The following is a 16937-nucleotide window of genomic DNA, read 5'->3' as shown; positions in this document are numbered from 1 at the left end:
ATATATCCCTTCGTAATTGACCGGTGTGCGGTAATCCAGCGAGGTGACGGAGGAGGGGAGGAAGCGGCGGTTCCCGCCTATATCCTGCAGGCATTGTCGGCTGTTGGTGCTGGCAATGAACGATGCGTGGCGCACAAAGTTATAGGCCTGTATGTCGTACGCCTTGCGTTCGGTCACGCTCTCCTGGGTGATAATCCGCTTGAGTCCCGCCATGTCTCCGACTCTGACTCCTTCAAACTCTTCCATATTGATGATAACATGTGTACTGAGCAGTATCTGGTGATCCTTGTTTCCCGGGTCCACCATGCCGTTGCGGTAATACTCTTTCCATTCGGGTGGCAGCAATCGGCGTATCCAGGTGCTCTTTCCTTTTCCCTGTTCGGAGTAGAGGATGATGACCAGGTGGTTCACCGTGTCGTCCTGCAATGCGCCCGCCAGCATCCCCACGAACCACCTTCGGAAACTCTTCAGCCAGAACTCCCGGTCTTCGGTCTGCACGGTGTCCGCCAGCTCGCCGATGTAGTCTGTCACCCCGTCCCATGGTTTCAGCTTCCCGATGTAGTCCATGAAAGGATTGAAATCTCTTGCATAGGACGAATCGATGACCGCCTGTAGGAAATTTCGGAAACACTTGATTCCTGCCAGTTGGAGTTGCAGGAATATGGAGTTGAAACTTCTCGCCCTCATGGGCCGGAACTTTCCTTTCCATTTCTCCTCCTTCTCATTGAAGTCGCGGTATTCCAGTCGGTCCAGTATCACGTTCCTTCGTATGTCATAATGTGTCTTTAGGAAATCGAGCACCTGATTGATGGTATCCGTTTTCTCTTCCTTGTGCATGGCAGCTTCCGTGGTCTTGTCGGTATAGATGTATGCGTTGTGTATGGGCGTACCCGCATTGAACCCGTCACTTCCGAACTTCTCCTGCGCCAGGCGTATCACTACGCTTTCTTCCAACCCTTTTGCATAACACTTATTTCCCAGTGCGAACATGAAACTGTCCCTGTTTCCGGGTTCAAACTTCGACACTCTCTTTACCGCGAGCACTGCCTTGTTGAATTCCATCTTTTCCCACGGCTCGGCTTCCACTTTATCACTTTTACCACCTATCACCTTATCATCACTCACAGCTCTCTCCTTTACCACCTTATCACTTATCGCCTTACCACTTTTCTTTCTTCCTACCTGTGGCTTTTCGGGTGGAACAATATCTGTCAGTGTCTCGTCCATCTCCTTCAGTAGTTCTTCGTTCAGATAGGCTTTCTCATCGTAGGATGTGAAGAATCCTCTTGATATATCTTTCCCACTTCCGTCCACTTCTACGCCGAGCAACTGTTCATAGTATTCCTTGCAGGCATCATACATCATTCTGTGATGCTTCTCCAGCGTGGCGAAGTCCACCTTCGCTTTACCCAAACTTTCTCTCAGAGTCAACGCGTATTGTGTACGCAGAAATACGAATACTTTGAACCCGTGTCCTTTTGGAGTTAGGAAAGAAGCCAGCGTATTAGGGTCTTCATTGATTTTCTCTCTCAGTTCTTCCAGTTTCTCTTCGGGCTGGTCGTCAATGTCCAGCAGAATGGCATAAGTATAGCCTGTAATGCTGTACGCTTGTCTTTTCTCTTTGTATCCTGCCGTTACGGTATAGAATGGCAATTGCTTCTTCACATTGTTCGCCTCTTCTATCTTTCCCTGACTGACGAGCATCCTGATTTTGAATACAAGTTTTGCATGCATTCCTTTTGTGATGTTCTCTATCACTTTCCGGAGTGTTATTTCTCCCCGGACATTACTGAAACCGCTGTATGCGGTTACCGGAATATTTTCCATTTCTTTTGTTTTAGTCTGCCTTATGGCGGCGCAAAAGAATGAATAATATTTTAAATATAATTGCGCCTTTTCACCCGAAAAAGGCGCAATTACCACAATTTTGCAGAAACGTTCGGATCTATCTCAGTTTCTTCTTTTTCCTGTTTTCCTTTCCTTCATTCAGTAGTGTTTTTCTCAGCTTAATGATTTCACTATTAAGGCTTTTTGGGGATATGAATCCTTTTTCATTTTTTCCTTTTTCGAACGCTACACTTCGGTTTAGCAATCTTGCCAGGTGTGTGGTTCCTTTCAGTCCTATCTCCTTTTTTTGCCCGATAAGCTTCTGTACCCATGGGGTCAGGAAGTCTTCCCTTTCGCAGGCTTTGACGATTATGCGCTCGTCAACTGCTTCATTTTCAACTAACAGGATGTTGATCCTGTTTTCTTCTCTCTCGATCTGGATGTCATAAGCATCCTCTTTTATGAGTTCAATACTCAAGATTGTGTTTTTTTATTCATAAAACCACAATTTTAAAAGTTAGTAATTTATTGTTAGTTAGCATTTGAAAGCAAAATTAACGATTATAATTATAATGCGTACTATTTCCGTATATAAAAATGGATATTTCTGATGTTATGTGTTACACACGAATGTGTAAATAGGGTAGAGGGGCTACCCCCTATTACTAATAAAATGTGTGTAACAAGGTCTAAAGAAAAAGTAGGGAAATACGCGCCTGTGCGTATGTATGTGCGGGCACATTATTATAAAAGGAAATGCGCTTTTGTGAGGTTGACGGGATAAGGTTACAATGATGATGAAATCGACGAGTAGAGCGATGAAATGAAAATGCTGTCAATGAAAATTGTGTTAAATATGGGGTGTTTTTTAATCGTTCGTTTAATGTGCACAAAGATAGTTTGCTGAAATGAAACAACAAAATATTCTGATAAATAAAATCGATTTATTTTCTTAAAAGTGTCATATATTACTAATTCATAATGAGTTATATCTGAAATAAAATTGTGATTTTACACCTGCTTTTTTATTGAAAGAATCTTAGGGCAAATGTAGGCTCAGGGTGTGCACAAAAGACGAACGATTAAAAGGCACTTTTTCCTTGTAATCCTATCGTTTATAGCTATTTACCTGCAATATGATTAAGGTAATGAACAGCTACGGAAAGTCAATAGGCAAGAGGAGCACGAAGCTTGCCGTATTCTACATAAAGTGTTCGCAAGTGATTGAATTTCAAGTGTATTCTGGGAGTTCAAAGCCCCGAAGGAACACCCTTTTCTGAAATACTCATCGAATGGAAGCGGAAAAAGATACTGAAAAAGAGTCTGAAATCTGGTATGCCATGCGTGCTACATACCGTAGAGAGCCCGATGCTATGCGTCTACTAGAGAAAGAAAATTTGGGCTGCTTCGTCCCTATGCAATACAAGATAAGCATCAAGAAAGGAAAAAAAATCCGTGTTTTGGTTCCGGTCGTTCACAATCTGCTTTTTGTCCATGCTCGCCCTTCCGAGTTGAAGCGTATCAAGTCTCAGGTAGCTTACCTGCAGTACATCACCGATACCCGTAGCGGACAGAAGATTATTATCCCCGACAATGAGATGCAGCGTTTCATTGCTGTAGCCGGAAGTTATAGCGACCATCTTCTATACTTCCAACCTGATGAACTGAATTTATCGAAAGGTACCAAAGTTCGCATTACGGGTGGTGACTTCGAGGGTCAGGAAGGTATCTTCTTGAAAGTGAAAGGTTCGCGTGACCGCCGTGTGGTCATTGCTATACAAGGTGTTATCGCTGTTGCCATGGCTACCATCCATCCGAACCTAATTGAAGTAATCAAATAATTGACAGTTGATAATCAATGATTGATTGTTGACAGTTGATAAATCATAAATCTGAAATCATAAATTAAAATAATTATGTCTCTTTCTGCAGAAACAGCTGCTCTTCAGCGTGCAGCGCACGAGTTGATGTATTTAGGTGTTGACGGGAACCCCATTTATAGCGATGACCTGTCCCGTCGTAACGGTGAAGTCTACTGCCTAACCACTGCCTTGTATGATTCCGGTGCCAAGGGGGCTACCATTGAAGAACAGGCGAATGTTTGTCTTGCACTATTGATGGGTTACAATGCCTCTTTCATTGACCACGGTGAGAAGTCGCAACATGTTCAGGAAGTCTTAGATCGTTGTTGGGATATACTTGATGCTCTTCCCGCTTCACTTTTGAAACTTCGTCTGCTCACTGCCTGCTATGGCGAAGTGTTCGATGAGCCTTTGGCTGACGAAGGTCGTACAATCATCGCTTCTTGGGATTCAGCATTGCTCACTTCAGAGCAACAGGAAGCTATTGCTGAGTTCCAGAATATGATTGACAATCCCTATCCTTGGGAATATATAGAAGATTAGTCAGTGCATATTATGTGCGTGTGCATAGTTGAAAAGGTACAACTGAATATTCAAAGTTTTATCCCAAATGGACTAAACAATATTATAAAGGCGGTATCCGCGAGTATAAGTGTTTGGAGCAGGTTCATAAAATCAACAGGGAGGCAACTGATGCCTTTGCCAGTTGGGATATGTTTCAGATAATGGGCTTCAATTATGCGGTTTTCGGTGAGGCAAGCGTAAAGAGTTTAGACAGAGCATGTGTGAAAGCGAATACAAGCAACCTGCTTCTTTTCGCGAACTTCATCAAAAGTAATCCTCCGATGTTCCGTGTTTTGCAATCTAAAGATTGGGGAGCGTTTGCTAAATGCTATAATGGTCCGGCTTATGCGTAGAATAGGTATGATGTGAAGTTAGAGGCGGCATATTAGAAATTGCACTTAAACGCGAGTAGAAAATCAAAAATATATTTATTGTAGTAAAATGGAAAATAAAGTAATTACGGTTACTTCCCCATTACTCCCTTCACTGGACGATTTCATCCCTTACTTGCAGGATATATGGAATCGCAAGTGGTTGACCAATAACGGTCATTATCATCAGGAGTTAGAGAAGGCTTTATGTGAATATTTGAAAGTACCTTATATCAGTCTATTCACTAATGGTACGTTGCCTCTGATGTGTGCTTTGCAGGCATTGCGTATCACAGGTGAAGTGATTACAACTCCTTACAGTTTTGTCGCTACTACTCACTCTTTGTGGTGGAATGGCATCAAACCTGTATTTGTGGATATTGATCCGGTGACTTGCAATATTGATCCTGAAAAGATAGAATCCGCTATTACTCCTAAAACCACGGCTATCATGCCTGTGCATGTCTATGGCAAGCCTTGTGATACGGAACGTATTCAGGAAATTGCTGATAAGTATGGCTTAAAGGTGATTTATGATGCTGCTCATGCCTTTGGCGTGGAAATAAACGGTAGGTCTATTTTAAATGAGGGCGATATGTCCACATTGAGCTTTCATGCTACGAAGGTCTACAACACCATTGAAGGAGGAGCTTTAATATGTCAGGATGAAAAAGCCAAACAACGTATTGATTATTTGAAAAATTTCGGTTTTGCCGGTGAGACAACTATTGTTGCTCCCGGTATCAATGGTAAGATGGATGAAGTGCGTGCCGCTTACGGACTGTTGAACTTGAAGCTGGTGGATGTGGCGATTGAAACCCGTAGGCAGGTAGCTGTCAAATATCGCGAAGCGTTGGCGAACGTGGATGGCATTAAATTTATGGAAGATATGCCAGGGGTCCGTCATAATTATTCCTACTTTCCGATATTCGTGGATGCTGAGAAATATGGCATGACGCGTGACGAACTTTATTTCAAGATGAAAGAACGGAATGTTTTGGGACGCAGGTATTTTTATCCTTTGATAAGTGAGTTTTCTACTTATAGAGGGTTGGAATCGGCTAATCCTGCTAATTTGCCGGTCGCGCATGAGGTGGCGGATAGTGTGATTTGTTTGCCAATGTATTGCGGATTGAGTAGAAAAGAAATAACTAAAATATTACAATGCGTTCTTAAATAGGTGTTTATTAGGATTATGGTGAAAAAAATTTTGTTATTAGGTGGTTCCGCTCAACAAGTTGTTGCTATAGAAACAGCTAAAGAGATGGGTTACTATACTGTCCTTTGTGATTATTTGCCAGACAATCCCGGACAATATGTAGCTGATAAGTTTTATCAGAAAAGTACAACTGATATTGCTGCAGTCTATGATATTGCAAAAACGGAACAGGTGAATGGTATTCTTGCTTATGCTTCTGATCCAGCAGCATTTTCAGCTGCTATTGTTGCAGAGGAGTTGGGTTTACCGACTAATCCAAGTAAGTCTGTTGCAATTCTAGGTGTGAAACACCTCTTTCGCAACTTCTTAAAGGAGAACGGTTTTGCTTGTCCACAACACTACAATTTTTCACCTGATATAAATATTGAGGAATTCAAAAAAAACATTAGTACTTTTCATTTTCCAATAATCATTAAGCCTACTGATTCGTCAGGTTCAAAGGGAGTGACAAAAATAGACTCTAAATTTGATGTTGATATTGATGAAATTTTTGCAAATGCAATTGCTTACGCTGATAATTATAGCCGTAATAAAATTCTTATTGTTGAGGAATTTATTGAGCGTGGCTATCCATTCGTAATCGGTGGTGACATTTTTGTAGTTAGTGGGAAGATTGTGCTCTATGGAGAAATGGATTGTTTTCGTGATTACGATGGTTGTGGACTTATTCCTATTGGGAAAAGGAAGCCATGTGCATTGACTGAATATCAGCACAATGTTTTACACCAAGAGCTACAGAGACTTATTGGCCTTCTTAATATTCAATTTGGTGAGATGAACATAGAACTGATTCTTGATAAAGAAGATCAGCCTCATTTTCTTGAACTTGGTCCACGGGCTGGTGGCAACATGATTCCTATTCAGCTTAGTGATGTTTTTGGTGTTGACCTTGTGAAGGCAAACATTGCTGTAGCAATGGGGGAAGTTCCTAAATTGAATTTTAAGGAGAAGCCAGGCTGCTTCATGCACTATGTGCTTCATTGTTACAAAGATGGAAAATTTGCTGGAATAGAATTTTCTCCAGAACTCGAACCGTTCATCTATCGAAAGTGCATCTATAAGAAAAATGGTGATGAAGTGAGCTCTTTTGATGGGGCAGGTAAAGCTCTTGGTATAGTCTTTTTCCATTTTAACACCGTAGAGCAAATGAACGAATTTTGTGACCGCAAAGATGAATTTATTAAAGTTAAGTTACAATGAAAGAAATAGGCGGTTATTTTGAATTTGAGTTACAATATGATAGGGCTTTTCCCCATTGTGACGGAGTTCTCTTAAACACAGGGCGTAATGCTTTAGAGTATATTTTTAGAATAATAGGGAATATATCAAAGGTTTACATTCCGTATTATACTTGTCATACTGTTATGCAACCTATCAACGTGTTAGGTTTAATGTATCAGTATTATCATGTCAACTCTAATTTAGAAATAGCTGAAGATATTGAACTTCAAGAGAACGAGTACTTAATATATACGAATTACTATGGTCTAAAAGGCAAGTATACAGATTATTTATATTCAAAGTATGGGTATCAACTTATAGTTGATAGCGCACAAGCTTTTTTCTATGAGCCTCAGAAAGGAATGAATATTTTCTTCACACCTCACAAGTTTGTTGGTGTTACTTCTGGTTCTATTACTTATACTCATAAAGAGGAACGTTTATTGATAAAGGAGAAAGATGAAACTTATGATCGGTTACCCCACGCTTTTGTCAGATATGAAAAAAATGCAAACACTGCTTTGGAAGAGGCAAGGGCTATAGCGAGAATGAGTAGAAATCAACCGATTAAAGTTATGTCTGACTTGACTAAACGTCTTCTTCGTAATCTTGACTTTGATATTATCCGTCAAGCGCGTATTAATAATGTAAACATACTGGATGAAAGCTTGGGAGAATTAAATATGCTAAAACTTCCGATGAAGAATCTACCGTTGATGGTTTATCCATATTGGACTAAAAATACAAATTTGAGAAAACGTCTCATTCTGAATGGCATTTTTGTTGCTTCTTATTGGGATAATGTGAAAAAGTGGTGTTCACCCAATGATTTAGATTATCAAATGGTGGATGAAATCATTCCTTTACCAATAGACCAACGCTATGGTGGGGAAGATATGAATTATATAATACGAACAATAAATAGTTGTTGACTATGAGCATAAAAGAACAGTATATGCGTAAAAAGTTTTGGATGAAGGATTTTATTCAAGGCTCACATATGTGGAATGATTTCAAGGAAATTGAGTACATCTATAATAATCCTGTTGGAGGTGAAAAAATTCGTCAACAACGTCTTTCTGGCTTCATTGATTTCGCCATTCATAATGTTCCTTTCTATAAAAGGGTTGGTTCAATTAATCTGCAAGATTTTCCTATTATAGACAAGCAATTGATTAGAGCAAATCCAACAGATTTTCTTGCTTCTAAAGAATCGATTCCTAATCAACACGGAAAGCTTCACATTCAATCAACAAGTGGTTCAACAGGGACTCCATTTTCATTACCGCAGGATACAAGATGTCGTACACGACGTATTGCTACAATCAAGTTTGGAAATGAATTAGTTGGGTTCCATTCTTTTGAACCTATGTGTCATATGAGAGCTCTTGCTCATTATTATGGTGGCGATAAAGAAATCTTTTATAGGAAGGACTTAAACATTACTTATATTGACAATACAAATCTTAATGAAGAAAAAATAAATAGAATAATTGGGGCTTTCAATGATAGTGGTGCAAAAGTTATACGTGGTTATTGTACACCAATAGATACAATTACAACTTATGCTATAGAAAACGGTTTGGAATACATTAACCATCCAACTTTTATATTGGGGGGAGAGGTGATGTTGGATAGTACTTTAAGAAAGTTACATGAAAAAATGTATTGTAATGTTGTTTCACAATATGCAAATGAAGAGAATGGAGTATTGGGGCAATCTGAAATTAATCAGCCAGGAACGGAGATTACTCTTAATAGATCTAACTGTATCATTGAAGTTCTGAAGTTCAATAGTTCAGAACCAGTTATGCCAGGAGAACTTGGTCGGATTGTTGTTACGGATTTCACTAATTATGCAATGCCAATGATACGATATGATATTGGTGATGCTGCAATGCTTGGAGAAGTGAAAGATGGTATTTTGATGGGGCTTTCTAATCTTATTGGTCGTAAAACAGATTTGATTTATTGTACTAATGGAAGACAAATAGATATGTTCAATAGTTGTCCATACGATATTTATAATAAGGTGGATTCAAGTTATAAATGCAACACCTATGTTTTCGTTTAATTTTTGAGCGAAAACTTCATTGGGCGTTTTAAATCCAAATCTTTTTCGTGGTCTGTTATTTAAAATACTTATTACTCTGTCAATTTGCTTCTGAGTGATGTTTGTAAAATTAGACTTTTTTGGGAAATATTGTCTTATCAATCCATTCAAATTTTCATTTGCTCCTCTTTCCCAGCTGTGGTAGGGCTTAGCGAAAAAGTAGTCTATATCGAGCTTTTCTGCTATCTGCTGATGATTAGCAAACTCTTTTCCATTATCTGAGGTAATGGTGTGTAACAACGGTTTCCAATCTTGTAAGAGTTCAATTGTTTTAGCTTCTATTTCGATTGATTCTTTGGTCTCTACCTTACCCATAAAGAGTAACCCAGTGGCGCGATCATTAATAGTTAGCAATGCCCCTTTATGATCTTTGCCAATTACTAGATCTATCTCTAAATCCCCAACCCGTTTCTTATCCTCGACAATCCTGGGGCGCTTATCTATATCTACCCGATTGGTTATCAATCCTCTGTCATCTTTGCCTAAACCTCTTTTTCGATATTTCTTCCCCTTAGTTCTTAGGTGTTTGTAGAGCTTGCCACCACCTCGTTTATCCTTCCAGATGTATTGATATATCCGCTCATGAGAAACCATTTCTTTACCTTCCAAGGCAGCTCTTCCGACTATCTGTTCAGGACTGAAATCCTGTTTCAAATAGTGTACTACATTGGCTTCAATATGTTCGTTAAATTTACATGGTTTACGTTTGTTCTGATGCCTTTTCATTGTTTTTCGCTGCGCTAAATCGGCTTTATATAAACCACTTCTAGCATCGGCGTTCCTCTTGATTTCTCTTGAAATCACAGATTTGTCCCGACCAACATAATTGGCTATTTCTGTAATTCCTTTTCCTAGACTTTTATAAGCCTCAATTTTGTATCTTTGTTCTAACGTTAAATGTCCCATAAATTTTGTAGTGTAGGAACCACAAAATTAAGGTGATTTTTTACGCCAACCAAGGGATGTCATCCCTTGGTTATTTTAAATGCTGTTGCATTTATTAGTTGAATCTAAGTAATCCTGATGTTAATCAGTGGCAATTTATACAAAAGGGTAAATATTTATATGAAGTTAATCTCTGTGTTAGAGATGAATCTTTGAAATCACAAAGGCAACATTTTATTGATGAGTTTAAGTCTTTACTTGGTAACGATGCATTAGTAACTGTTAATTTCATTAATGAGATACCTGTCCTTCAATCGGGCAAGAGAAGGTGTGTTATGTGTCTTTCATGTGACTAGCCAATAATATAGAATGTGATAAAAATGCTTAAATATGAAAGAGAAATTATTAATGCTCGGCACTGGTCAAGGAAGCCGAGAAATACTAAGGTATGCAAAATCTCAGGGTATGCATACGATTGTGACAGATTATTTAGATCCAAACCATTCTTTAGCTAAAAAAGATGCCGATGAATATTGGATGATAAATACGGGAGACCTTGATGTGCTTGAACTGAAATGCAGAGAGGAGAATGTTACAGCTGTTGTCTGTGGAATAAGTGAGTTCAATTTGGAAATGACAATGGAACTGTGTAAGCGACTTGGTTTTCCATGTTATTGCACGCCTGAAGCATGGCATTATTCTCGTGATAAAGCTGATTTCAAGGCTCTTTGCAAGAAACTTGGCGCACCGATACCTATGGATTACGAAATTTCGGATGCTTTAACAGACGAGGAACTTGATAAAGTACAATTTCCAGTAATGTGTAAACCTGTTGACATGAGCGGAAACCGTGGTATTAGCTATTGTTACAATAAAGAAGAACTGATCAAGGCATATAGGTACGTTCGCTCATTGTCAAAGAATAATAAGATTATTGTTGAACGTATGTTGCATGGCGAAGAATGGTGGAGTGGTTATGCAATAGCAGATGGTGATATCAGACTTATTGCACTTAATGGAATGTATTCACAGCCGGGAGAGCCGAAGAACTGTTACACAATTACTTCTACGGCAACCCACCATGTTGAAAAATTCATTTCGGAAATTAATCCTAAAATAGAGGAGGTATTAAAGGCTGTTGGCTGTAGAGAGGGGTACGCATGGGTACAAGTTATGCTGGATGAAGATGCCCATTTCTATATAATTGAGATGGGCTATCGTCTCTCTGGTGAACAAATTTATGAGACTTATAATTCTTTGTGTAACTGTGATGTTATAAAAATAATTGTTGACTATGCTCGCGGTCTGGCAACTAAGCATCTATTACCGGAACCTCAAAAACGTGCTTTTGTGAAATGTGGAACAGGAATGATCCTTTGGACAAATAAGGGAGGGAAAATAGTTGAATATAGGGGCCTTGAAAAATTGAAAGAAATACCAAACCTGAAAATGGATATTCTAAAGCAGGTAGGTGATGATGCTGTTCCTTACAGGGGGGTTGGTAATTTCTCTTTTGTCAGTGAAAATATTGAGGATATGATATCAACTGTTGATGCAATCAACAAGAATGTTCAAGTTATTAATGATGATGGTGAGGATATGGTGATCAAGTATACTGATTTCGATTTTCTTCGTAAAGTTTACAAGGAAGGGTTAGAAGGAAAATAATGAAATATAATTTTAAAAGGTTTATAATTATATTATTGGGTGGATTGTTGATAAACAGCGTTTATGCTCAGGAAAGGGAAAAACCTACACTGAAATTAGGTGGTTGCCTTCGTTTTAATTATCGTTATAACGATTGGAATCCAGATAGTCGTAATCAAGGTGGTTCCTTTTTATACGATGTGTTGCGTTTGAATGCTGATGGAGCATATAGAAAATTGGTGTTCCATGCTGAGTATCGTTTCTACTCTGAATCAAACGGTGGAGGTATGCTTAAGAGTGGCTGGATAGGATATAAATTCAATGATAAGAATCAATTGCGATTTGGTCAGACTATAGTGCCCTTTGGAATTCAGCCTTACCAGTCAAATAGTTATTTCTTCAATATAAATTATTACATAGGTTTGGAGGATGACGATGATTTTGGTATTAGTTATCAGTATGTTACCAAGCATTGGCAGTTCAATATGGCTTTCTTTAAGAATTCAGATTTGCTGAATGGGGAAGGTTCTGTCGTTTCCGGTCGCCGTTATTCTTACGACTTGGCTGGTCGTAGCAAAGAAACTAATACGATAAGTGGTAGAGTGGCTTATAAAGGAGAGGCAGATGTTAAGTATGAGGCGGGTATTTCAGGATTTATTGGAAATGCTTACAATATTGATTCAAGGCATAATGATAAACGTTTTGCTTATGCTATGCATCTTGTTTTGGATTGGAAGAATTGGAATCTCAAAACTCAGGTAACGTATTTTGATTATGGTTGTGAAGAGTCAAAAGAAGATGGCTATGTTTCAATGGTAGCATTTGACGCTCCTTATCAGGTTGTAGACAAAGGTCAGACTTATAGTGCTTGTCTATCATATACTATTCCTTTTGTAAACAAATTGATTGATCACATAAAGTTTTATAATGATTACAGCTATATGTACAAGGCAAGAAAAGGATTCAATGATTCTTATATGAATGTAGTGGGGTGCAGTGTGTCAACCGGCCCGGTTTATATTTACGCAGATGTTGTAGCTGCAAAGAATCAACCATGGATTAGTCCGGATTGGGAAAACTCTTTTGCAACCGGAGCGGATAATAAGTGGCATACAAGGTTGAATTTGAATATTGGCTATTATTTCTAAGACATAAAATTTATGAATATTGAATCAATTATCACCCATTTTCAAAGGATGAATGGGCTTGAGGGCACAGGAATGGATTACCCGGTCATGCTTACCATCTATTTGGGCGTTTTTCTCCTAAGTTTTATTGCTAACGTGTGTTTATATGTGTCTGACCACGGAAATAGAGTGGTTTGGCTGGTAGATCAACATAAAGTTATCAAAAGTAAATTTAGCTACATGGCTATGCTGGCATGTACTTTTACGGGTGTTTATCTTGTAGGTAGTTTCCCTACTGAGCTTCAAAATACTTTTGGTACTTGGAATGCTGACTTGTTCTACACGCTTGGGCAAACAACTATTATGATAACAGCAGGTATATACAGCTTGGCTACTTACAAAAAAAGATCAAGTGTGATATTAAATTCCCTTTCAATAGTTGTGGGTCTTTCTACTTCAATACCTATGGCTGCAACTACTATTCTTCTACCGTTAAACATTGATTGTGAGCTAATTCGTATATCTTCTATTTTAGCTATTATAATTACATTCATAGTTCTTGCTGCCTTATCGGTAAAATTCAATTTACTGGTAAAGTACTCACGTATTAATATTTACATGTTTTTGATTACGACTATAACCCTGTTCACTACGATTAGTACTTTGGGCAACGAAAGTATAGACACTAGTAAAATACTACCTTTCCAAGGGATGATAAATAATGAACCTTGGAAAGAACTCTTGACTAATCCATATTGGTGGTATTTTGAGGCAACTGTTGTGTCGTGGTCCATATTCTGTGGTCGATTTGTTGCATATTGTAGTAATGGGTATAGTGTAAAAAATATTATTAAATATGGTACGATATCATTGATTATCCTTACGTCTATGTGGCATTTAGTAAGTGCCGCAACAGGATATACCTTGTCATTCTCACGCGGTTGGATGATATATACCCTAACAGCTTTTACCATGTTGGGGTTTGCTGTAACATCACTGGATTCTGCCTCAAAGACATTGCTTAATGATCTGATTCGTATATTTGCGAATCGGAAACTTAATCTCAAACCCAATCTTTTCTTGGTTGTCATAATGGGGATTATAGGTTTGATTAATATAATTATCCTTTATACAGGCTCTTCTAAGTTATTTACAATAATTTTTTGTTTAGTTTTTATTCCTTATCTTGTAAAGGCAATCGTCTATTCAATCAAATTCGCAATAGGTAAAGTTGACTATAATAAATCAGGAACCATTACAAAAAACGAATATGTCAAGATTTGTAATAAAGAACCTGACGGAGAAGATTGCAGAAGATTTGATGAATGAATTTTACGGTTATAATCAAGTAAAGGTAATATTTGGTAGGTGGAAAATATTTACATGTAGAAACGGCTATTTAATAAAGGAAAAATATCAATTGATAAAAGAGGAATTTTAAGTAAGAGTGCTTATATGAAACGAACATTTATTGTTAATTATCCTATTATGATAAGCATTGGTGGTATTGAAAAATATCTCTATTATTTAATGAAATATATGCTAAATCATGGAGTACGGGTTATTTGGATGCAGAATATTAGATTTCAAACGGGAAAGGTATACGATGATGTTATAAAGGACCCAAGGTTAGAAATTGTAAAAGTCAATTCGAATCTGCTTTTCTGGTTTAAACATGAGAAATTGAATCTGTCAAAAGATGAAGAGATTGTTATTTTCTCATGTACGACTATGGCAAAGTTGAAAGCAGATACTATTGTGAGAAGTTTTCCGGATTTAAACATTAAGTCAATTTATGGAATTCCTGATACAAAAGGCGATGCTTATTATTTGGAGGCGATATTTTGCAATCCACTCAAATTCATGGTATATAAATGTATGTGTACGGTTTTTACGGAATGGGAAAATAACAATCATCTGTGCTTTTATGCAAGAAAGCAAATAGACGCTTTAGAAAATAATTATCATGTACATATAAGTAATAGGGACATCAAATTATTAAAGGATGTGGAGTCTTTGCCTCTTTTGAATTATGATGAATTAGAAAAACGAATCAAACGTTGTAATTTTACAATAATAACCATCGGAAGATTTGATTTTCCTCATAAACAATACATCTTAGGTTTAATACGCGCATATGGGCGTTTAAAGGAAAAATACCCTCAGATACGATTAGATATTGTGGGAGATGGCCCTCATCGGTTTAAGGTAATACAAGAGATTGAAAAATTAAATCCGAATATTCAAAAGGATATAAAATTATTAGGTAGTATTTCTCCAGAAGTATTGCCTGCTTGTATAAAACATGCTCATTTGAATATAAGCGTAGCGGGAGGCGTGTCGGTGGGAGCGATTAATGGCATAATGTCAATTCCTGCTCGGAATTATTGCGAAGGGGAATGCGAAGTATACGGCTATTTGCCTGAATACTTGGACTATTCAGTATCGACATCTCCAGGCAATCTTGTGGATACCTATATTGAAAAAGCAATTAATATGAGTGACTTTGAATATAAGAAGATGTGTATTGAGTCTTATGAATCTGTATATAATTCACACAAAGTAGATCCGAACTATCTTTTTGGTTTCTCAAAGTGTACGAAACGATATTTGGTGCCTTTGAGGACATTGTTATTTCTTGTAGTGATAGACTATATAAAAAAAACCAAATATTTTTTCACTATCTTCTTGAAAGACCGAATTAGCCAAGGTATGATGAATTTGAAAAACAAGAAAAGTCGTTGTTAAATATATGATAAAGGTAATTACATACGGAACTTATGATCTTCTGCATGAGGGTCATATCAATCTTCTACGAAGAGCGAAGGAACTTGGTGACTACTTGATAGTGGGAGTTACCAGTGACAGTTTTGATCGTGGCAGGGGAAAGCTGAATGTTCGTAACAATGTGTTGGAAAGAGTGGATGCGGTAAAGGCTACCGGATATGCGGATGAGATTATTATTGAAGATTATGTCGGGCAGAAAATAGATGATATTCAAAAGTTTGGGATTGATATATTTGCCATAGGTTCGGATTGGAAAGGCAAATTTGAATACTTAAATGAATATTGTAAAGTGGTTTATTTACCTCGAACAGAAGGAATTTCTTCTACCATGCTTCGTGCTAAAACTACAACAGATATTAATATTGGTATCATTGGTACAGGAAGAATAGCCGGACGGTTTATTTCTGAAAGTAAATACGTTAGTGGCGTGGAAGTTACATCTGTTTACAATCCAAAACTTTCTGAAGCGAATGTTTTCTCGGAAAAATTTGCCGTCAAAGGTCGTTACGATGATATTGACAGTTTTCTTGAAAAGGTTGATGCGGTATATATCGCCTCTCCACATTTAACGCACTACGGGTATATTAAACAAGCGTTGTTATTTGGAAAGCATGTACTTTGTGAAATTCCAATGGTGTTGAGAGGTGATGAAGCAAAAGAGCTATATGAACTTGCGCGAAAGAAGAATCTGGTACTGCTCGAAGCCTCTAAGACAGCCTTCAGCCCCGCTTGGAACCATTTGCAAGTATTGGTGAAGAGTGGTGTGATTGGTGATGTAATAGATGTGAAAGCTTCCTTGTCTAAATTGGTCAGTGGTGATGTACGAGAGTTGGATGCTAACCAGGCGGGAGGGAGTATGACAGAATTATCTTCTTTTCCATTGATGTCTATTGTCAAATTACTTGGAATGGATTATGCCGAGTTAAATTTCCATTCTAAAATAGTGAATGGTGTTGATGTCTTCACACGGGGAGTGATTAACTACGACAATGCAACTTCATCTATTACTCTTGGGCTTGGTGTGAAAACCGAAGGTAATTTAGTAATCTCAGGCACAAAGGGATATGTTCTAGTTCCTTCTCCTTGGTGGTTAACCAATTATTTTGAAGTAAGATATGAAGATCAGAACTTGAACCAAAAATATTTTTATGCTTGGCAAGGTGAAGGCTTACGCTATGAAATCCAAGAATTTGCCTCTATGATTGTGCAGGGGAGAATCAGCAGCTACAAGTTAAGCTGGATAGAGTCGGTGACCATTGCAGGAATAATAGAGGAGTATATAAAAGGGGACAGAACGAAAATTTTAAAATGACT

At 37.9% G+C, this 16937-nt stretch carries 14 protein-coding genes and 1 pseudogene; 12 read left to right on the top strand and 3 right to left on the bottom strand.

Annotated elements, in window-relative coordinates; all coding sequences use genetic code 11:
- Both HMPREF9447_RS24630 and HMPREF9447_RS24625 read right to left on the bottom strand, forming a co-directional pair.
- Positions 1-1827 (bottom strand): BT4734/BF3469 family protein (locus HMPREF9447_RS24630; protein WP_009132390.1); only part of this gene is annotated, 1827 nt, incomplete at its 3' end.
- A gap of 118 nt (positions 1828-1945) precedes the next feature.
- Positions 1946-2305, bottom strand: a complete 360-nt coding sequence (locus tag HMPREF9447_RS24625) for a hypothetical protein (protein WP_009132389.1) — start codon at positions 2303-2305, stop codon at positions 1946-1948.
- 814 nt (positions 2306-3119) lie between these two features.
- On the opposite strand from HMPREF9447_RS24625, the gene HMPREF9447_RS24620 reads away from it, so the two are divergent.
- From HMPREF9447_RS24620 to HMPREF9447_RS24590, 7 genes and pseudogenes are all read left to right on the top strand, one after another.
- On the top strand, positions 3120-3668 hold the full coding sequence (locus HMPREF9447_RS24620) for a UpxY family transcription antiterminator (protein WP_009132387.1): 549 nt from the start codon (positions 3120-3122) through the stop codon (positions 3666-3668).
- Positions 3669-3743: 75 nt separating this feature from the next.
- A complete protein-coding gene (locus HMPREF9447_RS24615; protein ID WP_009132386.1) occupies positions 3744-4232 on the top strand; it encodes a UpxZ family transcription anti-terminator antagonist in 489 nt (162 codons plus the stop codon).
- Positions 4233-4291: 59 nt separating this feature from the next.
- A pseudogene (locus tag HMPREF9447_RS24610) lies at positions 4292-4606 on the top strand (N-acetylmuramidase domain-containing protein); the annotation flags it as partial.
- Positions 4607-4694: 88 nt separating this feature from the next.
- Complete coding sequence (locus tag HMPREF9447_RS24605; RefSeq protein ID WP_009132385.1) at positions 4695-5804, top strand: DegT/DnrJ/EryC1/StrS family aminotransferase; 1110 nt, start codon at positions 4695-4697, stop codon at positions 5802-5804.
- 15 nt (positions 5805-5819) lie between these two features.
- On the top strand, positions 5820-7043 hold the full coding sequence (locus HMPREF9447_RS24600; RefSeq protein WP_009132384.1) for an ATP-grasp domain-containing protein: 1224 nt from the start codon (positions 5820-5822) through the stop codon (positions 7041-7043).
- A complete protein-coding gene (locus HMPREF9447_RS24595; protein ID WP_009132383.1) occupies positions 7040-7996 on the top strand; it encodes a hypothetical protein in 957 nt (318 codons plus the stop codon). The genes HMPREF9447_RS24600 and HMPREF9447_RS24595 overlap by 4 nt, the downstream gene beginning before the upstream one ends.
- 2 nt (positions 7997-7998) lie before the next feature.
- A complete protein-coding gene (locus HMPREF9447_RS24590; RefSeq protein WP_009132382.1) occupies positions 7999-9138 on the top strand; it encodes a phenylacetate--CoA ligase family protein in 1140 nt (379 codons plus the stop codon).
- Here the strand turns inward: HMPREF9447_RS24590 and HMPREF9447_RS24585 are convergent.
- A complete protein-coding gene (locus HMPREF9447_RS24585) occupies positions 9103-10083 on the bottom strand; it encodes an IS30 family transposase (RefSeq protein ID WP_009128829.1) in 981 nt (326 codons plus the stop codon). The two genes, HMPREF9447_RS24590 and HMPREF9447_RS24585, sit on opposite strands and share 36 nt — an antisense overlap.
- A gap of 369 nt (positions 10084-10452) precedes the next feature.
- Between HMPREF9447_RS24585 and HMPREF9447_RS24580 the strand changes: the two genes are divergently transcribed.
- The 5 genes from HMPREF9447_RS24580 (at position 10453) to HMPREF9447_RS24560 (ending at position 16935) form a co-directional block, all read left to right on the top strand.
- A complete protein-coding gene (locus HMPREF9447_RS24580) occupies positions 10453-11730 on the top strand; it encodes an ATP-grasp domain-containing protein (RefSeq protein WP_009132381.1) in 1278 nt (425 codons plus the stop codon).
- On the top strand, positions 11730-12857 hold the full coding sequence (locus tag HMPREF9447_RS24575) for a porin (protein WP_009132380.1): 1128 nt from the start codon (positions 11730-11732) through the stop codon (positions 12855-12857). Before HMPREF9447_RS24580 ends, HMPREF9447_RS24575 begins: the two co-directional genes overlap by 1 nt.
- A 12-nt stretch (positions 12858-12869) precedes the next feature.
- Positions 12870-14165, top strand: a complete 1296-nt coding sequence (locus tag HMPREF9447_RS24570; RefSeq protein ID WP_009132379.1) for a hypothetical protein — start codon at positions 12870-12872, stop codon at positions 14163-14165.
- Positions 14166-14291: 126 nt separating this feature from the next.
- On the top strand, positions 14292-15584 hold the full coding sequence (locus tag HMPREF9447_RS24565) for a glycosyltransferase (protein ID WP_009132377.1): 1293 nt from the start codon (positions 14292-14294) through the stop codon (positions 15582-15584).
- A gap of 4 nt (positions 15585-15588) precedes the next feature.
- On the top strand, positions 15589-16935 hold the full coding sequence (locus HMPREF9447_RS24560; RefSeq protein ID WP_009132376.1) for a Gfo/Idh/MocA family oxidoreductase: 1347 nt from the start codon (positions 15589-15591) through the stop codon (positions 16933-16935).
- The last annotated feature ends 2 nt before the right edge of the window (positions 16936-16937 follow it).

This window comes from Bacteroides oleiciplenus YIT 12058 (genome assembly GCF_000315485.1).
GTDB lineage: Bacteria > Bacteroidota > Bacteroidia > Bacteroidales > Bacteroidaceae > Bacteroides > Bacteroides oleiciplenus.
The sequence above is the reverse complement of the archived record's forward strand: the minus strand, read 5'-3'. Positions and strand labels throughout refer to the sequence as shown.